Genomic DNA, 21,628 nt, shown 5'->3' with positions numbered 1-21,628 from the left:
GTGGCGGCCTTCGTTCCTGTTAACTCCTGCTTCCTAAATAAACATATCTTCCGACCGCGCACCGTCCGCCGCTCGCTGCCCGCCGTTCTTGCGTGCCTTGCGGCTGGCGGTAAACATACCCAGTCCCGTGGAGATACCGCTGATCACGCCGCTGATGCGTCGTACCGGCGTGATGATGCCGTGCTGCACGATCTCGGTCGTTTCCTCGATTTTGTCCATGGTTGAGGTAGCAAGCTCGTCGGCGCGGATGACCTGCAGCCGGGTGCGATCAAGGACGTCGTTAAGGGTGGAGTCAATGCGAACCAGTTGCGAGCGCGCCGTAGTGCTGGCGGCTGCAAGGTTCTCGATGATCTCCTCGACGCGGTCCCTGTTGTTCACGATCAACGACTGCACCGACTCCACGGCGGGAAGTGCCCGGGAGCGGACCTCGTGCGACAACTTGGAAACCTCGTCCGCGGTCTTCTTCATCGCCACGTACATCGCCGCCAGCACACCGGCCTCGATGATCACGGCGACCGAAGTGACCGAGATGAAGATGATCAGAAGCGTATCGTTCATTGCTTAGCCCTGTTTAGCCCTTCGCCGGCTTTTCAGCTTCGGTGGCTTCGCGATAGGCGGACTTGCCCGCTTCGAACGCTGACTTGATCTGTTCCTTCTGCGAATCCACGTACTGCTTGCTCTTGTCCACCCATTGGCCGGCCTGATCGCGATACTGGCGTGCCCGGTTGGTCACGGCTTCGCGGCCATCTTCGGCAGCCTGCAAAATCTGCTCACGCGTCTCGCGGCCACTCTTCGGGGCGTAGAGGATGCCCACCGCGGCGCCAATGCCAAGGCCCGCCAAAAACCATAGGAAACCATTGCTGTCTGAATCCGACATTACTGTCCTCCTGAGTGAATTTAGGAAAGCGAATCGTAGCATCGGTAGTGGGGAATTACAAACAGAAGGGCTGCGCTTACCGGCAATTCATGCCGATTCGGCGCGATTCGACACACCTTTGTACATCGCCTTGATCAACGAGATCTGGCCAAGATGGTAGAGCGCGTGGTGGGCCTCGCCATGGAGCAGCATGTAGAACGTGTATCCACGTTCTGGGACGCCGGCTGCCAGCTTCGCTTCAGGGAAGCTTCCGGATGCTGCGATCAACTCATCGAGTGCGCTCTTGAAGTCGGCTTGTGCCGATTGCCAGCCGGCGTCGCTCGCAGCGGGAGCCATTGGGAAGTTCTGCTCATTGCTCTCGACCTCAATGATCGTCGGGCTGGTGAGACGCTGCCGAATGATGTCGGTCCAGACCGTCATGTGGCGAAGGATCTGCCAGATGTTATGGGAAGCGCCGTCGGGAACCCAGAAGGCCTGCGCGGTGTCGATATCGGAAAGCACCGTGACGATGGAGTCGCCGTAAAAGGCGTCGCCGTCGTACATACGGTGCAAGAGGTCCTGCAAACGTGGTATCTCGCTCATCGCAACATTTTCTCCGGTGTTCGGGTTCAACGCTAGCAGAGCACGGAGGTTTACGGCTTTTGCGTGGGACGAATGTTCACTTCGCTGACGAACGAGTTGGCCGATTGCGTGACCAGCATCGCTACGACGTTCGCGATATCGTCCGCCGAAAGCATCTTGCTTTCGTTCTTGGCGGAGTGATCGCCGAAGTCGGTGGCGGTGGAACCGGGAGAGACGAGGCTGACGCGAACGTTGTGCGAGCGCAACTCCTCGGCGACGGAAAGCGTAAGCCCGTTCAGTCCCCATTTCGAGGCCGAATAAGCAGCGCCATTCGGGAGAGGATTTTTGCCGGCGAGGGAAGAGATGTTGATGATGTGGCCGCTGTTGGCGCGGATCATCATGGGAGCAAACGTGCGAATCAGGTAGTAAGGGCCGCGCAAGTTTGTGCTCATCACGCGTTCCCATTCATCAGGAGGGAACTCCCACAGCTTGCGTCCCATGCTCCCTATGCCCGCGTTGTTAACCAAAATATCGATGCGCCCGAACTTTTTTTCTACGGCGCGCCCGACGGCCTCAACCTGGGCGAGATTCGTAACGTCGCAGGGGACGGCTTCACACTGCCCACCGTTCTCGCGGATGGATTGCGCGGTGGCGGAGAGGCCTTCTGCGTGACGCGCCGTGATCACGACAGCAGCTCCCATAATCGCAAGGCGGCGGGCAATGGCCGCGCCCATCCCGCGACTGGAGCCAGTTACGACGGAAACCTGGTTATGCAGCGGAAGGTATTCGATCGGGCTATCTGCCATGGCGGGCCCCTCGAACAGTTTAGCCGGGGAACCTTAATCTTGGATGCAAAGGAGAGACGCTGATGCGCATCAGACCAACGTGAAGCACCTTAGGGGCATTAAAAATTGCGGGTTCGGAACCGGGTGGATATGTCTAATCTGGTACGTAACTTGCACTGTAGCGTTTGGATTTTTATAATCCAGCATTCACGAGCCGTACACTTCCGGTTTATGCCTTAACCAGATGTGGCGGGTCGGGAGAATGTCGCAATTTTTCCCCTCGCGTAGAATGAGTCGTCACGAAAGTGATATCGCGCCAAGCGCGCCGGGGCGAAATCCCGTACTGAGTACTGAGAGTCTGAAGGAGCTATTCGAAATGAAGAAACCGCTAGTGACGATGCTGCTAATGATGGCGACCGTCGCCATCCAGCCGCTTGCACTACCCAGCCTTGCCGCCGGCCAAGCTGCCGCGCCCCAACAGAAGAAAGAAATCAAAGACCCCGCGGAATACAACGCATATGTAAACGCGGTGCAGCAAGCGGACCCGAAGGCGAAGGCAACCGCGCTGCAGTCGTTCCTTCAGACTTATCCCAATAGCGTGATGAAGACTGACGCGATGGAACTGTTGATGGCCGCTTACCAGCAGGCCGGCGACCAGCAGAACATGCTGCAGACCGCCCAGCAGATCATCCAGGTCGAGCCCAACAACGTTCGCGCCCTCGCGCTGCTCGCATACACCTACCGCATGATGGCGCTGCAGACGGGAAACAAGGACAACGCGGCCCAGGCTGCCCAGTATGGTCAGAAGGGCCTCACGGCGCTACAAGTTATCCAGAAGCCCGCTGAAGTCAGCGATGCTGACTTCGAGAAGCTGAAGAAGGAAACGCAGATCATCTTCGACGGCGCTGCCGGCTTTGGCGCGTTGAACACGAAGGACTACGCAACCGCGCAGAAGGACTTTGAAGACGGCGTGAACCTCGCCGGCGCCAACGCCTCCTTCCTCGATGTCTACCAGCTCGCGCTCGCCGATCTCGAGGCGAACCCGGTGAACCCGAAGGGTCTCTGGTACATTGCGCACGCTGCCGCCACCGCCCCGAACGACCAGGCGAAGAAACAGCTCGGCGACTACGGCCGCAAAAAGTACAACAAGTTTCACGGTTCTGAGCAGGGCTGGCCGGAGTTGTTGACCGCCGCCGCTGCCTCGCCGACGCCGCCGCAAGGCTTCACGGTTGCCCCCGCGCCGCCGCCGCCGAGCCCCGCCGAGCAGGCTGCCGACCTCGTGAAGAGCAAGGAAGTGAAGGACATGAGCTTCGCCGAGTGGCAGCTCGTCCTTTCGTCCGGCAACCAGGATGCGGCTGACAAGGTGTGGAACACGATCCACGACAAGCAGATCCAGCTCGTCGCGTTCGTAATCAGCGCCTCGCGCACCAAGCTCGAACTCGCCGGCAGCACCGACGACAACGACGCGCACAAGGCTGACATCACCGTCACCATGGCAACCCCGATTCCGGCAGCGAAGGTGCCCAAGGAAGGCGCGACCGTGCAGTTCCAGGCCGCTCCCGACACCTACACGCCGAATCCGTTCATGATGAACATGAAGGACGGCGAACTGCCCGGCGTAGCCGCTGCACCGGCCCACAAGCCCGCAGGCGCCCACAAGAAGCCCGCCGCGCAGTAACCAGCAGTCGTTTCGCAAAAAGAGCAGCCGAAATGGCTGCTCTTTTCTTTTCTGCGGAACCAAAATCTTTCACCACGAAGGACACGAAGGGAACACGAAGGAATTTGAGGGGTTGTTTCTGCTCGGAACGCTTCCTAGGCTCTGCCGCATTCGATTCGCAAACTAAAAGAATTCAATCTATCCTTCGTGTGCTTCGGCCCTTCGTGTTCAAGATTTGGTTTTCGTTATCACAAACAGAGGTGAGGGCGGTCACAGACTTTCTTTCAGACCCATTGCTAGAGTGCTAAATGAGGCTCAGTAGGCCCGGGCGACAAGCCCAGGGCCCACTGAGCCGAAAGTGTCTCTGGGCCTCAAACGAGGTCACCGCCCGAAGGGGCGGCAAAAGCGATCTTTGAAAATCGGGCGCACCGGGCCCACAAGGCAGCCCACTCCCGTCCGGGGTGGGCGGGCATCGTTGTGCGCAAAAAAAGTCCCGCGAAGAACGCCGTGAGGCGTGCGGGGAACGCGGGCACGCGTTCGGAGGGGAGACTTCGTTCCCCGCAGTCTCCCCCTCCGTAGCGCGTCTTTTTGCCTACTTACACGCTAGACGTGAAAGGGATTCCTGAAGTCTGTCGTTAAACGCACCAAGGAGCAGCCCGTCGGCTGCTCCTTGGATGCAACACAAATATGAGTGCAGGGTACTGCTAACGCGTGGCTTTCTTCTCCAGTGCGGCGAGGGTCACGCTGCGTGGGGGACGTCGTCCGCCATGCCGGATGGCCTTCACATCGAGCTTGAGCTCAGCGATCGTACGGCTGAGCGTATTGCGGTGCATGCCGAGCTGGCGCGCGGCCTTGCATTGGTTCCCATTGTTCTCTTGCAGAACGGTGACGATAAATCGTTTCTTGAATTCCCGGACGGCTTCCGAGTACAGAATGCCGCTTTTATACATTTGCAGAATTAAAGCTTCGAGCTGGTCCTTCACAGCGCCTCTCTTCCAAACCCCTGGGGGCTTCGCCCCATTGCAATCACTTCGATGGTTTCGGCGGTGGGAGCACTGGAGGTGCCTTCTCTCCCGCCTGCCGCAATATCAACACGCCTTCACGAAACTTGTTTCTAAGGTCCGGAGGCGCAATCCAACTAGCTGTCCGGCTGAGCACCAAAAAGTAGGGTGCAAATGCCGATTGCTTCAAGGCAGGGCTGGTGGGCGCGAATGCCGCGAATGCCATCACGATCACCGCTGCTACCGCCAGGCCACGCACCATGCCGAAGGCCCCGCCCAGGATGCGATCGAACCACTTCAATCCCACGCCCGAGACGGCCCAGCGCACAATGCGTGCCAGCGCTCCTGCCAGGAGCACAACGCACAGAAAAATTGTCAAAAAAGCTGCGATGTCAGCCACCCATGGCGAACTGACGTAATTCGCAAACAGCGGCGTTAGCCGCCGGTATTCCCATGCCGCTAAAACGTACCCGACCAGCGCTCCCGCCAAGCCGAAGATTTCGAGAATGAAACCCTGGGCTGCGGCAAGCAGCGTAGAAAGCAAAATCAGTAGGAGTAAGACCCAGTCAAGGCCGTTCATCGCCCGCCTATTAAGGCAGGTCGTGCCCGGTCAGGCGACGATAAGCCTCCACGTATTTTTCACTCGTCTTGGCCTGAACCTCTTCGGGAAGCCCCGGAGCGGGAGGCTGTTTGTTCCACTTGATATCTTCCAGGTAATCGCGCACATACTGCTTGTCGAACGATTCCTGCGTCATACCCGGCTTGTACTTGTCGACTGGCCAGAAGCGAGACGAATCGGGCGTCAGCACTTCATCCGCGAGCACCAGGCCCTTCGGAGTCATGCCAAACTCAAACTTGGTATCGGCAATGATGATGCCTTTCGTGAGGGCATAATCGGCGGCCGCTTTGTAAATCTTGATGCTGACCTCGCGGAGCTTTTCGCTGAGGTCGCCGCCGGTGACCTGCACCATGCGGTCGAAAGAAATGTTCTCGTCATGGCCGGTCTGGGCTTTGGTCGCCGGTGTGAAGATCGGCTCCGGCAGCTTATCGCTTTCCTGGAGACCCTTCGGCAACTCGATGCCGCACACCGCGCCGTCTTTTTTGTATTCCTTCCAGCCGGAGCCGGAGAGGTAGCCGCGCACCACGCACTCGACCTGGATCATCTGCGCATGCTGCACCAGCATGGAGCGTCCATGGAGTTGCGCCTCGTGCGCTTTGAGCTCGGCAGGGAACTTGTTCACGTCGGCGGTGACGAGGTGGTTGTCCACGATGTTCTTGAGGAAGTCGAACCAGAACAGGGAAATCTGCGTGAGCACGCGGCCCTTTTCCGGGATGCCGGAGGCGAGCACGTAGTCGAACGCCGAGATACGGTCGGACGCGATGAACAAAAGATGATCGCTGTCGACCTTGTAAATGTCGCGGACTTTGCCGCTGGCGTAGAGCTCCAGTTCTGGAATGTCGGTGTGAAGTAAAACGGCGGATTGTTTCACGGAGTCAGTCACGTTTGTATTGGATGAGTTATTTCGATGAGCGAGAACGTCGGTCATTCTAGTTATCCGATTCTTTTTGTCAACGGTCTGAAATAATTCCGATTTCGGACTACTTCCGGCGTTGAATGGAAATTGATTGACAACTTGCTGGGTCGTGCGAAAGTCGCTACCAGTGCCGTGTTTCGACTTTCAGTGTTTCAAAGTATTACTTATGGCAATTGCTGCAACGCACTCAATGATTCACAACACGGCGAGCAACCGTGTCAAGTACAACAGAATTTTTTGATTGCCGAGGATTACGACGACCGTCGCTGTTGCTAACCTTACGACGAGAGCGCCTCCGACGAACGAACCTGGTCTTCTTCTCCCATCCCCAACACATCCATGAACGGCGATACCGAGAACACCGCACGTCCCGGTCCGGCTTCGCCATATCCCGGCGGCGGAGCGAGATTGTGTTTTTCAACCGTGTCGCGATAAACCTCGAGCAAACGTAAGTGATATTCCAGAGGCGCGCCCTCAGGGTTCAATTTTCCCAGCGGCGTCGTTGGTTCCGGACACCACGTCGTAAAACGTGGCGTGATGCCCTTCGACATGAAAAAGTCCAGGCCTTCACCGGTGGAACGCACCGCTTCCTCGACGTCAGTAAAGCCGTACGGGGCGGCCATCTCAATGCCGCCAACAAAATTGGGAATCACCTTAGCGGGGCCGAAGACTTCGGCGGCTTCCACAATGCGGCGGATCCACGTGTCGTGGCCGATGTAGCGCTCTTTTCCCGGGCACAGCTTGGCAAAAAGGTTGGCGTCCCAAACTTCGTAATTGGGGTGATAAATCTGCGCTCCGGACGCCTTCAGGCGCTTGACGTCTTCCACCGGCCACGCCTGGGTGACGACCTTGCCAATCCAGCGGCGCGGGAAACGCGCTTCAATGGCCTCGACGTACTTCGAATAGAACTCGACTTCGCTCTCGCCACCGATTTGCGACGTAACGCTCCCGCCCGTGATGGTGTATGCCTTGCTCGGGTTCTCGACGGCGGCGATTTTCTCCATCGCCGCCACGATGTCTTCCACCTTCTTCACGCCGGTGTACGGTCGCTTGGCCGCGATCTGCTGGCGGTAATTGTGGTTGATATCGCAGAACTGGCACTCTTCCTTCTCGCCAAAGTATTGGCAAACGCGGAAGACGGTGAGATAGATCAGGTAGCCCCACTGGATCGTGGGGGCGATCTCGGCGACGGCGCGGCCGTCGGTGAGTTTCTCTGCGTAATACGGCGGAAACGGTGGCAGCGCGACCTGCGCAAGTTTCTGTCCTTCGGTCTCGAGCCAACGCTGACCTTCGTGCACCACGATCCGATACGGCGATTCGGGATTCAGCCGCACGGAAACAATCGTCCGGCGCAGTTCGAGTGGACCGCCGGTTAGCGCGATCTCTTCCGGAGCGCGCCATTTGTGCGCCTCGTCGAGTTCGCTCTGCTTCACCATGTCGAACGAGAAAATGAAATACGACTTTGGCTGGTGCTGCGGGAGGTCGGCGCCCGGAGGCGGGATGAGCGCCTCATCGGTAAAGCAGATGCCACGCCGCAGAAGGTCGGCCTTGATCACCGCTTCGGGGGGCAGGGAAGGATGCTGCTCGATGTGCTCGTGGATCGCGCGATAGGTGGACATGAAATGCACTTACTATTTTGCCAGAAAAAACGCCGTAGTATTTCGTCCCCATGAATTCGCCCTTAACAAAGTGATCGAGACGGAAACTGTCCCATGGTGACAACCTGCTGACGCGCAGCTCAGTCCCACGTACAGCACGAACAGCAAGCAAATAAATTCCAAGAGGTTTTCATGCAGTTGCGCATTCCACTCGCTGCGGTTGCGGCCGTGATGCTCGTTGCCACTGGCCTTGCTCAAACCAATACAGCCACAGTCCCGCAGAGCCCAACCGTCAGGATCGTTCCTACGTCCTCGGATACCTATCCGTTTTACGAACCCTGTCCTTCTCCCACCACCGATCGCACCATCAACATCTGTACGCCACCGGACGGTGTGGACCTCACCGGGCACTTCCTGTTGCGCGCCAAGGTGGCCGATTCGGCCGGGCTGAAGGGGATCGCCCTCTACCAGAACGGAACGTTCGTTGGATCGGCGGAGAGTATCCCGCCCGATGTCTCGATCTTCCTGTTCGACGGCTCACCGAACGAGACCCTGCGCTTGACCTTGCAAGCCAAGGACGCGCAGGGCTATTTCCAGAAGACGGTGACTCTGCACGTCACTAACGCGCCGCCGTGTACGCCGAGCGCTACGGATTTAACGATGACTATCTGCACGCCTGTTACGGGCGAACCGACGTGGTCTCCGGTGCACATCTCCGGCGTGGCGACGGATTCCGCGGATCAGGCCGGTAACCAACAGGTCGCGACCACGGTCTACGTGGATGGCGTGAATGCCACCTACGCTCGAGCCACCAACGTAGTGAATAGCTGGATCCTGATGAATCCCGGTAAACACCGCGTAACCATCCAGCACCACGACCAGGCCGGACATACGTTCCAGAAGACGGAGTATGTGACGGTGCAGTAACTGCATCACGGGTTGCTCGTCCGTGCGAAGTTGCGGGCGAGCACCTTTTCCTGTCGGCCCGATTTGACCCGCGCATCGCAATTCTCCGCTTACATAAGTGAAGACTCGGCGTCCGATGGAACGAGTTACTTACAACTGCGAGCGGAGGAGTGTAAGCGTGAAGAACTCTTTAGGCCTATTGGCTCTGGTTATTCTGTCGCTGTCGTCCATCTCGTCTGCACAAACGAAATACGACCGGCCGCGGCTGATCACCGTTTCGGGCACGGCAGAAGTGAAGGTAGTTCCCGATCAGGCGGTACTGGTGTTCGGCGTCGAGTCGCGAGATAAGGAGCTGGCTGGTGCGAAAGCGGACCACGATAACCGTATGAAGCGAGTGCTTGGTGTGGTGCGCAACGCCGGCGTAGATGAGAAAGATGTCGCCACCAGTCGGCTATCAATGGATCTCGAGTATCCGGAAAGAAAGTGGGCCGCGCAGCCGAGTGGGTACGATGTCTCGCAGACCGTCACCGTGACTCTCAAAAACCTCGATAAATACGAGTCGCTCGTTTCGGCGCTGCTGAGCGCTGGCGTGAACCGGATACAAAGCGTTGAATTTCGCGTCGGAGAGCCAGCGAAATATCGGGAAGAGGCGCGAATCAACGCCATCAAAGTCGCCAAAGAGAAAGCCACCGCGATGGCTGCCCAACTCGACCAGACGATTGGGAAGCCCTGGGACATCAACGAGGGCATGAACTATGACGGCCCAATGCAAGTGCAAGCGAATGCCTACGCTTTCTCCACAATGGAACGGTCAGGTGGAGGAGGTGGTGGAGATGAGCGCACCACCGTCGCGGGTGTGTCCGTGATTCGCGCGTTCGTGACCGTAAGTTTTGAATTGCAATAGCTGGAGCTAGAGCTTGCGCCGGTAGTACCTCGTGTCCTGCACCATGCGCGGAAACGCGGAAGGCAGTGCGTCAGGCGAGACTGCCTCGAAGCCATTCTTCTCGTAGAAGCGGTGCGCGGCTTTGAACTTGTCGGTGGTGCCGAGGAAGATTTCCTTCACACCGCGGGGCCGCGCCCAATCGAGCAGCGTGGTGAGCAGGGCGAGTGCAACACCGTGTTCCTTGCCGCGCGCTTCAGGAGCAACGAACATTTTCCGTAACACGGCCTGCCGGTTGCCGATATCTTTCAGCGCGATCGTGCCGATGACGCGGGTCTCGCGGGTGGCCACCCAGAAATTCCCGCTGCCTTGCTGGTAGAACGCCGGAATCGCCGCTAAATCCGGCTGCTCCGCCGCGGTGATCCGAACACCGAACTCTTCGGCCTGAATGCCGACAATTAGCGAAAGGATTGCTTCCGTGAACTCGGGCCGAAATTCCTCAACCGTGAAAGGCTGCGCCATTCGACTCAAGATGAGTCCTTCTCTGACGAAGATTCAACTTCGAAAACTTCGGTTGGCGTGAATCGTTTTCCGACGCGATTGAATCCCATTAGGACGAAAGCGAGGATTCATGGCAACGGCGACGCAAGTGAGCAAGACCTTCCGCCTCGGCGGTGATTTAGAGATCAACCGGCTTGGCTTTGGCGCCATGCGCATCACGGGGAACGGCATTTGGGGCGAGCCACCCGACCGAGAAAAAGCGAAAGAAGTGCTACGTAAGGCCGTCGAACTCGGCGTGAACTTTATAGACACCGCCGATTCCTACGGCCCACAAGTCAGCGAACGTCTGATCGGCGAAGCGCTGGCGCCTTACAAGAAGGGTGTCGTCGTCGCGACCAAAGCGGGCTTCCTGCGCACTGGGCCAAACAAGTGGCATGAACTCGGAAAGCCGGAGTACCTCGTGCAGCAGGTTGAACTGAGCTTGCGCAACCTGAAAGTCGAGCGGCTCGACCTTTGGCAACTCCATCGCATTGATCCGAAGTTTCCCGTCGAAGATTCGCTGAGCGCGATCAAGAAACTGCAGGAGCAGGGAAAGATTCGGCACGTCGGACTGAGTGAGGTCTCCGTCAAGGAAATCGAGCAGGCGCGCAAGGTGATGCCAATCGTCTCGGTGCAGAACGAGTACAACCTGGCCAATCGTAAGAGCGAAGACGTGCTCGACTACTGTGAGAAGCACAATCTCGGATTTATTCCGTGGTTCCCAGTCGCAGCGGGCAAACTGGCAAAGGCTGGGGGCAAGCTGGATCAGGCGGCAAAGCAGCACAATGCGACCGTCGCGCAGATTTCGCTGGCATGGCTGCTGCATCGCTCGCCGGTGATGCTGCCGATCCCGGGCACCTCCTCAATCGAGCACCTGGAAGAGAACCTCAAGGCCCAGGATTTGGTTCTGACGCAGCAGGAATTTGCTGACCTGGAAGCGTTGGCGCGGTAATCGGCTGACGGGAGGGACAGGGGGCCTTCGACGGCGCGTGCTGCGCACGCTTCGCTCAGGATGACAGGGGCGAGGGCCGGGGCCAAGTTGAGCAACTATGCACCCGCGGACCCGCGCGCTTCATCCAATAGGTATCGGTATAATGGAACCTGTATGACGAACCCCAGCGAACGTTTCGATAACCTGGTTGGCTCGGATCAGAGCTTCGAGCAACTCCGCCGCGCGACCTTTGGCGAGCAGCCGGAAGAGGGCATCGTTCTGACGACCCTCGACAATGCGGTGAACTGGATCCGCAAGAATTCGATCTGGCCAATGACTTTCGGCCTGGCCTGCTGCGCTATCGAGATGATGTCGATGGGCGCCAGCCGCTTTGACATTGCGCGCTTTGGCGCCGAGGTCTTTCGGCCGTCGCCGCGACAGAGCGACTTGATGATCATCGCCGGCCGCGTCTCGCAGAAGATGGCGCCGGTCATTCGCCACCTCTACCTCCAGATGCCCGAGCCCAAGTGGGTGATTTCGATGGGCGCCTGCGCGACCTCCGGCGGCGTGTTCAACAACTACGCGCTGGTGCAGGGCGTGAACCAGTACATTCCGGTGGATATTTATGTGCCGGGATGCCCGCCGCGTCCGGAGCAGTTGATCTACGCGATCACGCTGCTGCAGGAAAAGATTCAAGCCGAGCGTGGATCGTTCCGGCGCGCACTGAATTTGGAACCAGTTACGCCGTAAGTTTTTCGAAGTTTGCTCAGACCCGCCCGAGTGGCGGGTTTTGTTTTTGCCGCGGGAAAACGTCTCGGGTATCATGCGGAACCATGCAGCCTGCCGATGTACAACGAGAATTCAATCGTCTTTCGCAACTCTATCGCGAAATGCACGACGACGAACTCGAGAGTGTCGCCGCGGAAGCCTACAACCTGACCGATGTGGCCTGTGAACGCCTGAGTTATGAAATCAAAAGCCGCAAACTGCCGATCGAGTTGAACCTCACAGCGCCTCCGAGCGACGAGGAACTGGAAGCTCTGCCTCCATCCGACGATGGCTTTGTGCCGGAAGACGACGAACTGATCATCGTCGAGTGGGTCGAGAGCATGGAGCAACTGCTGCGGATCAAGCATGTATTGGACGAAGCGCAGATCGAATGCTTCCTCGGCGAAGAGAAGGTCCGCGATCCCAAGCAATTGCAGTCTGGTTTCGAAGGCGGATTGGTGATGCGAGTTTGGCGCGCTGCTGCCGACCGAACCTATCGACTGCTGAAGGCTGCGATTCCCGGCTACGGTTCTGAGAGCACCGAGCCGGTTCCCGATGCCGATATCCGTTGCCCGAAGTGCAAATCGGATGGCGTAATTTTCGAAGAGGTTGACGCCAGTTCAACCGGCGACAAAGAGACGGGCACTTCGAAATATTGCTGGACTTGCGATGATTGCGGCCACGAATGGGAAGATGACGGCGTGGTCCGCGACTAGCTACTCGAAGACGATGGCGTCGCCGCGCACGACGGAGTGCTTCAGAAATTCATCGCGATGATCCGGGAAATCGGTGCGGTAGTGCGCGCCACGACTCTCTTCGCGCGCCAGCGCTGAGCGGGCGATGAGCAAGCCGGTATCGAGCACGTTCGCGGCTTCCCATGCCCGACGTGAAGCAAACGCGGGAATTTCGCTGCGCAGCGCTTCCAATTCGGCGATTACAGCGCGAAGTCGCTGGCCCTCGCGAACGACGCCGACATCGCGCCACATCGCGGCCTGTACTTTGCGAAGCACGGCCTCAGCTTGCTCGTTAGCGCCGGGAGTGTCGTTGACCTGGACGGACGTCTCCGCTGCGCCAGTTTCCAGCTTTGCAAACGCCATGGCCAGCGTTCGTGCGGCCCGCGCGCCGTAAACCAAACCTTCAAGCAGGGAATTGCTTGCCAGGCGATTTGCGCCGTGGACCCCGGTGCACGCGCACTCGCCTGCCGCATAAAGCCCCGGCAAAGTGGTGCGGCCATCGAGGTCAGTCTTTACACCGCCCATTGCGTAATGCGCCGCCGGACGAATCGGAATCAGGTCGGTGGCGATGTCGATGTTGTACTCGAGGCAGGTCTTGTAAATCCGCGGGAAACGGCTGCGCGTGCGATCGGCCGGAAGATGCGTGAGATCGAGATAGACGACGGCCTCAGCTGAACCAGCTAATTCGATTTCATGCGCGATGGCGCGGGCTACGACATCACGCGGCGCAAGCTCTGCCAGTTCGTGATATTTCGGCATGAAGCGGTGCAGCGCCATGTTGCGCAGGTATGCACCCTCGCCGCGTAGGGCTTCCGAAAGGAGGAAGCGTGGCGCGCCTTTGATGTACAGCGCCGTGGGATGGAACTGCACGAACTCCATGTCGCTGATTTCAGCGCCGGCGCGATACGCCATCGCAACGCCATCACCGGTCGCGACGGTGGGATTCGTGGTGTCGCTATAAACCTGCCCGAGGCCACCGGTTGCGAGAACTACGCCAGAGGCGCGGATGGAACGCGCGCGGTTCTCGGCATCAAGCACTCGGATTCCGCATACGCGCCCGTGTTCGACGATCAACTCCGTGGTGAATTCAAACTCGAGAAACTGGATTTGCGGGATGGTCGAGGCCTTGGCGTACAGCGCGCGGCCGATCTCCTGCCCGGTGGAGTCGCCGTGAGCGTGCAGCACGCGGTTACGGCTGTGTGCGCCTTCACGCGTGAAAGAAAGCTTAGTGCCATGGCGGTCGAACTGCGTACCCCACTCGATCAACTCTTCGATCCGCGGAGGACCTTCTTCCACCAGCACGCGTGCGGCTTCGGCGTTGACCAGGCCGTCGCCTGCGTTGATGGTGTCTTGCAGGTGAAGGCCGATCTCGTCTTCATCGCTGAGGGCTACTGCAATGCCGCCTTGCGCATATTGGGTGTTGGATTCGGCGACCTCGCGCTTGGCGAGACAAAGGACGGAGCCGTGAGCGGCGAGTTCGATCGAGGCGCGTAAACCGGCGACGCCGGCGCCGATCACGATGAAATCTGCCTGGGAGGGAATCTGCTTCATCTGCGAACGATGTAAAGCAAATGTTACCATGCGAAAAGGGTATGAGATCCGTCGCGAGTCTTGGCGCAATTCTCAACTCCAGCGAAAGAAAAGAACCAGATTGAACCGCGTTCCGGTCACAACATCGAGCCGCACCTACGACGTGCTCATCGGCCACGAGATCCTGCGTGACGCTGGCAAGCACATCCGCGTCGTGCTGCCCAAAGCGAAGCGTGCATTTGTAATCACCTCGGCGCCGGTGCGGAAACATTGGGCCGGAATCGTTACGGACGCTCTCACTGCCGAGGGTTTCGAAGTCATCTTCCTCGAGATGGAAGATGGCGAGCGCGCCAAGAACATGGCGTCGGTAGAGGACCTGGCGTTGAAGATGATGGCGAAGGGCGCTGACCGTCAATCCATCATTTGCGCGCTGGGTGGCGGAGTGGTGGGAGACGTCGCAGGCTTTGTCGCGTCGGTCTTCATGCGCGGCATTCCCGTTATCCAGATGCCGACGACGTTCCTGGCCCAGGTGGATTCATCCATCGGCGGCAAGACCGGTGTGAATTTGAAGGCGGGGAAGAACCTCGTTGGCACGTTCTACCAGCCCTGGCTGGTGCTGGCCGATCCCGGCGTTTTCAGCACGCTACCGGAACGCGAATTTCGTTCGGGATTGTACGAGTCGTTGAAGTGTGGCGTGATTCGTCGTCCGGATTTGTTCGACCGGATGGAACGCGACCGCCAGCGCATTGTGGAGCGCGACCCTGGGTTGATCGAGTGGCTGATCACCGAGAGCGTTCGCGTGAAGGCCGATGTGGTGGGCGCTGACGAGCATGAGAGTGGTGAGCGCCGCATTTTGAATTTTGGTCATACCATCGGGCACGCGCTCGAAGCGGAGACGGCCTATAAGTATTTCCTGCACGGCGAGGCTGTTGCGTGGGGGATGATCGCGGTCACCATGATCGCCGCCGGCCTTCAACGAACTGATTCGGCGACCGCACAACGCATCATTTCTTTGTGCCTGGCGTACGCTCCGCTGCCGAAGATTGAAGTGAACGCGAAGAAAACCGCCAATCGCGTGAAGGGCGATAAGAAGACGGTGCACGGAGTCACGCATTTCATCCTGCCGCGCGAGATCGGAAAGGTCGAAGTCGCTATCGACGTCACCGACCGTGCCGTGGTGCAGGCCATCGAAGAACTGAAGTACCTGTCGTTTGTCGGATGACCGAAGCCAAACAACCCGTGATTGGCGCAGCCCCAGAGGGCGCGCACGACGAACAGCAAGCCGCGGCGCAGGTGCGCGACATGTTTTCGTCGATCGCACCTCGATACGATCTGCTTAACCACGTGCTTTCCATGAACGTGGACCGCATGTGGTGGAACCGCACCGCGCGCATCTTCGAGCACATTTTGCGGAGTTCGCAGGCGAGCGTGCTTGACCTGTGCTGCGGTACGGGCGACATGACGTTTGCGCTTTACCGTCACGCCAGCGCGCAGAAGCCGAAGATGACCGGCGCGGATTTTTCGCCGGCGATGCTGGAGCGTGCGCGCGTGAAGGGAGCAGGGAAGCCGATCGAGTGGGTCGAGGCCGACGCCCTGCACATGCCCTTCGCAGATGAGTCGTTCGATCTCGTCACCAGTGCGTTCGGTTTTCGCAATCTCGCGAACTATAACGCTGGACTGCGCGAGATCTACCGCGTGCTGCGGCCCAATGGTGAAATCGGGATTCTCGACTTCAGCGAGCCGAAAGGCGCCTTCGGCCATCTCTATCGGTTCTACTTCAAGAATATTCTGCCGAAGATCGGCACCATGATCTCGGGCGTCAAAGGCCCGTACGCGTATCTGCCGGCATCGGTGGAACGCTTTCCCGAGCCGGAAGAGATGCTGGAGCGCATGAAGGCTGTGGGCTTCCGCGAGGTGAGTTGGACGCGTTATACGTTCGGTATCGCCGGTCTGTGGCGAGGGAAGAAGTAGCTAGCTCGCGGATGCGGATTCGGCGTTTGCCTGCACGCTGTCGCGTAGCGCGCCTTCCACGGTGAACTGGATCACGTTCTCGTACTCGGCGCCGAGGAAAGCCTTCAGGCGCGAGGTGTTCATCGTGTACGAGCCCATCATGTAGGGCAGCGCCTCCGGCGGGGCGCCCGAGATGCCCCAATCCCACATCTTCTGCGCAATGATGCGAGCAATGCGCTGGCTCGGGACGCGACGGATTTTCGTGCCGGCAATCTGCGTGCACTGTTGAATCGTGAGCGGCTCTCCGCGTCCGGCGACATTCAACACCGTCAATTGCGGATCGTTATCCGGAGGCCTTCGCAGCAGGTGGGCGATGAGGCGCGCGACGTCGTCCACGTGCGCGAATTGAATCTTCTTCTCGAGATACTGCTTGCCCCACGGCAATAATGCTGGGAGCCGCTTGCCTTCGTCCTTCATGCGGGCAGCGCGTTTGCCGTTGCCGAAGAACGTGCCGCGCAGCGTGCCGATCATGTAGTTCTCGACGGTTGCGCCTGCGAAGATGTGCGGCCGCAACATGTACGTGCGACAGCCGGTCATCCACTCCTGGCGGTAACGCACGACCTCCTCACATTCCTGCTTGTGGAGTGCATACGGCAGGCTCCGCGCCTTCAGCGGACTGTTCTCGTCAACGAGGTCGTCAGTCTCCGGCCCATAAACGGCAACGCTGCTGGGATAGATGAACTTCGACACCGCGCCACCGTAGCGGTTCACCACGCTGATGGCCTCCATCACGCGTGCCGTGCCCGCCACGTTGACTTGCCACATGTGCTGCTCGTCGAGCACCCCGGAGCGTAGCGGATCCACGATGAACGCCAGATGCACAACCGTAGTGGCCCCGGTCGCGCGGAGAAGATCAATGAGCTGAGTGGAGGCGGATTCAGTCCCCAGGTCCATTTGTTCGAAGCGGCCTAAAGACGCGCCTTCCGGAGCGCGAACATCCACTCCGGTCACGTCGAAGTCGCCAAGCTGCAGCAGCAAGCGTCGCCCGAGGTTTCCTGCAACTCCGGTGACGATCACTGCCGGTCGAGTGCTCATTTCTTTGGTGTGGCCGGTTGTTGGGGCGCTGCAGGAACGGTGAAGTACTTGCCGTTCAGGCTGACGACGTTCTGACTTTTGATCTTCGCGATCTCGTCCTTCATTCGCGAGGTCTGCAGCGATTTCACGATCTGATCTTTGACGTCCGCGATTGGCGTGGTCTTGATCGCCGTCACCTTGTAAATCGCAAGGTCCTGCTGCTCAGGAATGACGGCAGAACATTGGCCAGGCTTCAAGTCGAAGATCGGATGCTCCGCCACGGGATAGAAGTTCTGGTGCTGGTTCTTCAGTTCCACCAGCTTGGTCGGCGTACGCTTTGCCTTGTCATCAATCTCCGCCTGGAGTTTTGCGGGATCTTCACCAGCTACACAGCGCTTCTGCAAATCTGCGGCGAGCTTGGTCCTCTCGTCGACATTGTCGGAGACAGTCGCCGGCACGATGATCTTCTGGAACTCGCCGCTCTGGTAGTCGCCGATGTGGGCGTTGTAATACGCCTCGACATCGGCTTGCGGTACGTTGTCGGCGTCTTTCTTGATGGATTGCGAGATGAGCAGGTTCTGGAGCGCTTGCAGCTGGCTGAACTTCACCGTCTCTTTGATCGCCGGATCTTTCGGCAGATCGCGCTTTTTGGCCTCGTTCGAGAGGATGATGATCTCGCCCAGCGCTTCGGCAACCTTCTGGCGTATCTGCGGAGTGGCATTGGGCGCGGCAATGGAAATGATCTGCTCAAATTCCGCCCGTGTCACCCCGCGGACGCAGTCTCGTATCGCAAAATCACCCGGCTTGGTCTCACAGGCCCCGGTAACCAGGATGACGAATTCGTCCGGCGCCACGCCGCCATCGAGAGCGCTTTCTACCTGGGCCCGTTGTTGCGCAATGGATTCCAGGGAACCGAGTAAGAGAATTGCGCAGACCAGAAAGCGCGGCACGTGAGGATCTCCGATGGAACGTTCGCAAAAATCGTAGCACAGGGTCACGCTTTCCTCATTGGCGCACCGCTGCCCACAGGCGATAATCGAAGTATGGCCCAGGCCGGCAGCTTCGTGCCCAATGCAACGCAGCTCGAACTCGAGGCAATGCGGCGCGATAAGCACGCCGTCGCGCTGAATTCCGTCTTCGCCGCCATCTTCATTACCGGCCTCAAAGTGGTAGTGGGCGTGTACACCGGCAGCTTGGGAATCCTTTCGGAAGCTGCCCACTCCGGCCTCGATCTCATCGCCGCCTTCATCACGTTCATGTCTATTCGGGTGAGCGATAAACCTGCCGACGCCGATCATCAATTCGGTCACGGCAAGGTGGAAAACTTCTCGGCCTTCATCGAAACGGGCCTACTGCTGCTGACATGTGTCTGGATCGTTTACGAGGCAGGAAAGCGGCTGTTCTTCCACGGAAACATTGAGATCAAGCCGAGCATATGGGCGTTTGTGGTGATGTTCATCTCGATCGCCGTAGATATCTGGCGGTCGCGCAAACTCAAGCGCATTGCTGACAAGTACAACAGCCAGGCGCTTGAGGCCGACGCGTTGCACTTCAGCACCGACGTCTGGTCGAGTTCCGTCGTAATCCTCGGCCTCGCGGTAGTGGCGTACGCGCAGCGCACTGGCACTACATGGCTGATGAAGGCCGATCCCCTCGCTGCACTTTGCGTCGCGGGAATTGTCGTTTATGTCTCCTGGCGACTGGCGCGGCAGACCGTCGACGCATTGCTCGATGCCGCTCCTGCTGGCGTCCGCTCCAAGATCATCGATCACGTGTCGGCGGTTGAGGGCGTGCTGGAAATCGAGCGCGTACGCATTCGCAAGGCTGGCAACCACTACTTCGTGGACTTGAACATCGGGCTTTCGCGGCAAGTTACGTTTCAACGCTCCGGCCTGGTCGCCGATGCGGCCCGCGCCGCCGTGCGCCAGGTGCTTCCCGAGGCCGACGTTGACGTGATCGCGATTCCTCGCGCCGGGCGCGGAGAAAACATCTTCGACCGGATTCGCGGTGTCGCCACCCGCAACAACTGGTACGTGCACGACATTTCCATCCAGGAGATTGACGGCAAGCTCCACGTCGAACAACATGTGGAGCTCGACGAGCGCCTCACCATGATGCAGGCGCACGATCTAGTCACCCGGCTCGAAGCAGATATTAGAGACGAGGTGAAGGAGATTGACTCCATCCTCACTCACATCGAGAGCGAACCGGCGCGGATCGAGCATACGCAGCGAATCGAGAGCGACGCCAAGCTGGAGAAGCAGCTTCTCGCGATTGCCGACCGGTTCAAGGAAATCCACGATATGCACGACGTGGAATTCAAGCGCGTCGGAGGGCGGCTTTACGTTTCCTGCCATTGCACCTTCGACGACAACATGACCTTGTCGCGAGTGCACGAAGTACAGACCGAGTTGGAGATCGCCTTTAAACACGCGCATCCCGAGCTCTTTCGCGTGCTGATCCATCCTGAACCGGCGACGGACGCACGGCGCTAACCTCAGCTTCGAGCTACAATTTCTTCATGCATGCCCGTGCCAAATGGATTGAAGACGACCGCATGACCGCCGTTGCGGCCAGTGGCCACTCCGTAATGGTGGACGCCAGCGACACTAAAACCGCCAGCAGCCCTCTGGAGTTCGTCCTGATGGGCCTTTGCGCTTGCACTGGCTCCGATGTCATCTCCATCCTGCGCAAAAAGCGTGAGCCGTACACCTCGATTGAAGTCAGTGCGGTCGCCGAGCGCGCGTCTGATTTTCCGAAGGTCTTCACCAAGATCGCCTTGACCTACCGCGTTGCTGGAGCAGTGGACCGCAAGTCGGTGGAAGATGCGGTCCGGCTCTCGAAGGAGAAGTACTGCTCGGTATCCGCCATGCTGGAAAAGACCGCCGAGATCACCTCCACGATCGTGCTGGATTCCGATTCGGAGTAGCTTTCGTCCTGCTGGCCGCTCCTCGCGCCATATCGCTCCACGATGTACTTCCGTCACAAACGGGGATGCCTTCCGTCACAGCGCGGCGCTGTTAACTCCGGTGATAATCGTCGGCGCTTATAGGAGCTATAATCATGAGTTTGCTTATGACCAAAACTATGACAGAGCTGCCGCTCGCGCGCCGCATGGCCCGACTCGGCACAGAAACCGCGTTCGAAGTCCTGGTCCGCGCCCGCGCGCTGGAAGCCAAGGGTAAGGACATTGTCCACCTTGAAATTGGCGAGCCCGATTTCGATACTCCGCGCAACGTCGTAGACGCTGGCATAGACGCGCTCAACAAGGGTTTCACCCACTACGGGCCGTCGGCCGGACTGCCGATTCTTCGGCAGACGATCGCGGAAGAAGTCTCGAAGACGCGGGGCGTGAAGGTCACGCCGGAAGAAGTCGTCGTCGTCCCGGGCGGCAAGCCGATCATCTTCTTCACCATGCTCGCGCTCGCCGACGAAGGCGACGAGATCATCTACCCGAATCCCGGGTTCCCGATCTACGAGAGCATGATCAATTTTGTGGGCGCGAAAGCGGTGCCGATCCCGCTTCGCGAAGAGCGCGACTTCCGTCTCGACGTCAATGAGCTCAAAGATCTCATCACCGATCGCACCAAGATGATCATCATCAATTCGCCGCAGAACCCCACGGGCGGCGTTTTGACGAAGCAGGACATCGCCGATATCGCCGACGCCATTGGCGACCGCGACATCATGGTGATGAGCGACGAGATCTACAGCCGCCTGATTTTCGAAGGCCAGCACCACTCCATCATGTCGCTGCCGGGCATGCAGGAGCGTACCATCCTGCTCGACGGCTTCTCCAAGACGTGGGCGATGACGGGCTGGCGCATGGGCTTCGGCGTAATGCGCGCGGACCTTGCAGCGCACATCGCGCGCTTGGCGACGAACTCCGTCTCCTGCACCGCGAGCTTCTCGCAAATGGCCGGCGTGGAAGCGATCAAAGGCGATCAGTCGTCGGTGGCGGCGATGAACAAAGCTTTCCTCGAGCGCCGCGATTTCTTCATCAAGCGCGTAAACCAGATTAAAGGCTTCTCGTGCCGTAGCCCGCATGGCGCGTTCTACACGTTCCCGAACATCACCAAGACCGGCTGGCCTTCGAAAAAACTGGCCGACGCTCTCCTTGATGAAGCTGGTGTCGCCGGGCTTTCGGGCACGGCCTTCGGATCCTTCGGTGAAGGGTATCTGCGTTTCTCAATCGCGAATTCGATCGAGAACATTGCCAAGGCGCTGGACCGCATCGACGAGTGGACGAAACATCGGCTCTAGTGCAAATGGCGTGACTTGGCGCGAGGCAAGCTTAGGCG

General features: G+C 58.8%; 23 protein-coding genes. 11 read left to right on the top strand and 12 right to left on the bottom strand.

All coding sequences use genetic code 11. The annotated features are described in order from the left end of the window. Positions 1 to 33: 33 nt before the first annotated feature. The 4 genes from ACID345_RS11670 to ACID345_RS11655 form a co-directional block, all read right to left on the bottom strand. Complete coding sequence (locus ACID345_RS11670; protein WP_011523067.1) at positions 34 to 558, bottom strand: hypothetical protein; 525 nt, start codon at positions 556 to 558, stop codon at positions 34 to 36. A 13-nt stretch (positions 559 to 571) separates the two neighbouring features. Next, a complete protein-coding gene (locus ACID345_RS11665; RefSeq protein WP_011523066.1) occupies positions 572 to 877 on the bottom strand; it encodes a YtxH domain-containing protein in 306 nt (101 codons plus the stop codon). Between the two features lie 87 nt (positions 878 to 964). Then, positions 965 to 1,459: a DinB family protein gene (locus ACID345_RS11660; protein WP_011523065.1), complete on the bottom strand. Its 495-nt coding sequence runs from the start codon at positions 1,457 to 1,459 to the stop codon at positions 965 to 967. Positions 1,460 to 1,509: 50 nt separating this feature from the next. Then, complete coding sequence (locus ACID345_RS11655) at positions 1,510 to 2,244, bottom strand: SDR family oxidoreductase (protein ID WP_011523064.1); 735 nt, start codon at positions 2,242 to 2,244, stop codon at positions 1,510 to 1,512. Between the two features lie 355 nt (positions 2,245 to 2,599). Between ACID345_RS11655 and ACID345_RS11650 the strand changes: the two genes are divergently transcribed. Further along, positions 2,600 to 3,901 carry a hypothetical protein gene (locus ACID345_RS11650; RefSeq protein ID WP_041855651.1) on the top strand — a complete coding sequence of 434 codons (1,302 nt, stop codon included), beginning with the start codon at positions 2,600 to 2,602 and terminating at the stop codon, positions 3,899 to 3,901. Between the two features lie 683 nt (positions 3,902 to 4,584). Here ACID345_RS11650 and ACID345_RS11645 read toward each other — a convergent pair. From ACID345_RS11645 to ACID345_RS11630, 4 genes are all read right to left on the bottom strand, one after another. Then, entirely contained in the window at positions 4,585 to 4,863 is a 279-nt protein-coding gene (locus ACID345_RS11645; RefSeq protein WP_011523062.1) for a helix-turn-helix domain-containing protein, read from the bottom strand. A 43-nt stretch (positions 4,864 to 4,906) separates the two neighbouring features. Next, on the bottom strand, positions 4,907 to 5,461 hold the full coding sequence (locus ACID345_RS11640) for a CvpA family protein (RefSeq protein WP_011523061.1): 555 nt from the start codon (positions 5,459 to 5,461) through the stop codon (positions 4,907 to 4,909). 10 nt (positions 5,462 to 5,471) lie between these two features. After that, positions 5,472 to 6,428 (bottom strand): phosphoribosylaminoimidazolesuccinocarboxamide synthase, encoded by a 957-nt coding sequence (locus ACID345_RS11635; RefSeq protein WP_011523060.1) that lies wholly within the window; start codon positions 6,426 to 6,428, stop codon positions 5,472 to 5,474. A 266-nt stretch (positions 6,429 to 6,694) separates the two neighbouring features. Then, complete coding sequence (locus ACID345_RS11630; RefSeq protein ID WP_011523059.1) at positions 6,695 to 8,035, bottom strand: radical SAM protein; 1,341 nt, start codon at positions 8,033 to 8,035, stop codon at positions 6,695 to 6,697. Positions 8,036 to 8,206: 171 nt separating this feature from the next. Here ACID345_RS11630 and ACID345_RS11625 point away from each other — a divergent pair, with 171 nt between their 5' ends. Together ACID345_RS11625 and ACID345_RS11620 are read left to right on the top strand one after the other, a co-directional pair. After that, positions 8,207 to 8,941, top strand: a complete 735-nt coding sequence (locus tag ACID345_RS11625) for a hypothetical protein (RefSeq protein WP_011523058.1) — start codon at positions 8,207 to 8,209, stop codon at positions 8,939 to 8,941. Between the two features lie 157 nt (positions 8,942 to 9,098). After that, positions 9,099 to 9,824 (top strand): SIMPL domain-containing protein, encoded by a 726-nt coding sequence (locus ACID345_RS11620; protein ID WP_011523057.1) that lies wholly within the window; start codon positions 9,099 to 9,101, stop codon positions 9,822 to 9,824. A 6-nt stretch (positions 9,825 to 9,830) separates the two neighbouring features. Here the strand turns inward: ACID345_RS11620 and ACID345_RS11615 are convergent, their stop codons facing one another. After that, positions 9,831 to 10,322, bottom strand: a complete 492-nt coding sequence (locus ACID345_RS11615; RefSeq protein ID WP_041855649.1) for a GNAT family N-acetyltransferase — start codon at positions 10,320 to 10,322, stop codon at positions 9,831 to 9,833. A gap of 109 nt (positions 10,323 to 10,431) precedes the next feature. Between ACID345_RS11615 and ACID345_RS11610 the strand changes: the two genes are divergently transcribed. The 3 genes from ACID345_RS11610 (at position 10,432) to ACID345_RS11600 (ending at position 12,755) form a co-directional block, all read left to right on the top strand. Continuing rightward, entirely contained in the window at positions 10,432 to 11,292 is an 861-nt protein-coding gene (locus tag ACID345_RS11610) for an aldo/keto reductase (protein ID WP_011523055.1), read from the top strand. Positions 11,293 to 11,379: 87 nt separating this feature from the next. Beyond that, positions 11,380 to 12,021, top strand: a complete 642-nt coding sequence (locus ACID345_RS11605; protein ID WP_011523054.1) for an NADH-quinone oxidoreductase subunit B — start codon at positions 11,380 to 11,382, stop codon at positions 12,019 to 12,021. 83 nt (positions 12,022 to 12,104) lie between these two features. Beyond that, entirely contained in the window at positions 12,105 to 12,755 is a 651-nt protein-coding gene (locus ACID345_RS11600) for a hypothetical protein (protein ID WP_011523053.1), read from the top strand. Here the strand turns inward: ACID345_RS11600 and nadB are convergent, their stop codons facing one another. Next, the gene (gene nadB / locus ACID345_RS11595; RefSeq protein ID WP_011523052.1) at positions 12,756 to 14,324 is read right to left on the bottom strand and encodes an L-aspartate oxidase; all 1,569 of its coding nucleotides are present in this window, start codon (positions 14,322 to 14,324) and stop codon (positions 12,756 to 12,758) included. It abuts the gene before it with no gap. Positions 14,325 to 14,424: 100 nt separating this feature from the next. On the opposite strand from nadB, the gene aroB reads away from it, so the two are divergent. Both aroB and ubiE read left to right on the top strand, forming a co-directional pair. Continuing rightward, positions 14,425 to 15,525, top strand: coding sequence for a 3-dehydroquinate synthase (gene aroB, locus ACID345_RS11590; protein ID WP_011523051.1), 1,101 nt, complete (start codon positions 14,425 to 14,427; stop codon positions 15,523 to 15,525). Beyond that, positions 15,522 to 16,274 (top strand): bifunctional demethylmenaquinone methyltransferase/2-methoxy-6-polyprenyl-1,4-benzoquinol methylase UbiE, encoded by a 753-nt coding sequence (ubiE, locus tag ACID345_RS11585; RefSeq protein WP_011523050.1) that lies wholly within the window; start codon positions 15,522 to 15,524, stop codon positions 16,272 to 16,274. Before aroB ends, ubiE begins: the two co-directional genes overlap by 4 nt. Here ubiE and ACID345_RS11580 read toward each other — a convergent pair whose 3' ends face one another. Together ACID345_RS11580 and ACID345_RS11575 are read right to left on the bottom strand one after the other, a co-directional pair. After that, the gene (locus ACID345_RS11580; protein ID WP_011523049.1) at positions 16,275 to 17,348 is read right to left on the bottom strand and encodes an NAD-dependent epimerase/dehydratase family protein; all 1,074 of its coding nucleotides are present in this window, start codon (positions 17,346 to 17,348) and stop codon (positions 16,275 to 16,277) included. After that, a complete protein-coding gene (locus ACID345_RS11575) occupies positions 17,345 to 18,277 on the bottom strand; it encodes a peptidyl-prolyl cis-trans isomerase (protein ID WP_187148991.1) in 933 nt (310 codons plus the stop codon). The genes ACID345_RS11580 and ACID345_RS11575 overlap by 4 nt, the downstream gene beginning before the upstream one ends. Between ACID345_RS11575 and ACID345_RS11570 the strand changes: the two genes are divergently transcribed. From ACID345_RS11570 to ACID345_RS11560, 3 genes are all read left to right on the top strand, one after another. Then, positions 18,278 to 19,822 carry a cation-efflux pump gene (locus ACID345_RS11570; RefSeq protein WP_228370767.1) on the top strand — a complete coding sequence of 515 codons (1,545 nt, stop codon included), beginning with the start codon at positions 18,278 to 18,280 and terminating at the stop codon, positions 19,820 to 19,822. A 26-nt stretch (positions 19,823 to 19,848) separates the two neighbouring features. Further along, the gene (locus tag ACID345_RS11565; RefSeq protein ID WP_011523046.1) at positions 19,849 to 20,256 is read left to right on the top strand and encodes an OsmC family protein; all 408 of its coding nucleotides are present in this window, start codon (positions 19,849 to 19,851) and stop codon (positions 20,254 to 20,256) included. 134 nt (positions 20,257 to 20,390) lie between these two features. After that, positions 20,391 to 21,590: a pyridoxal phosphate-dependent aminotransferase gene (locus tag ACID345_RS11560; RefSeq protein ID WP_011523045.1), complete on the top strand. Its 1,200-nt coding sequence runs from the start codon at positions 20,391 to 20,393 to the stop codon at positions 21,588 to 21,590. Positions 21,591 to 21,628 lie beyond the last annotated feature (38 nt).

The sequence above is a fragment of the Candidatus Koribacter versatilis Ellin345 genome, assembly GCF_000014005.1.
GTDB lineage: Bacteria > Acidobacteriota > Terriglobia > Terriglobales > Acidobacteriaceae > Korobacter > Korobacter versatilis_A.
Note: the sequence above shows the minus strand (reverse complement) of the source record. Positions and strands in the feature narration are given on the sequence as shown.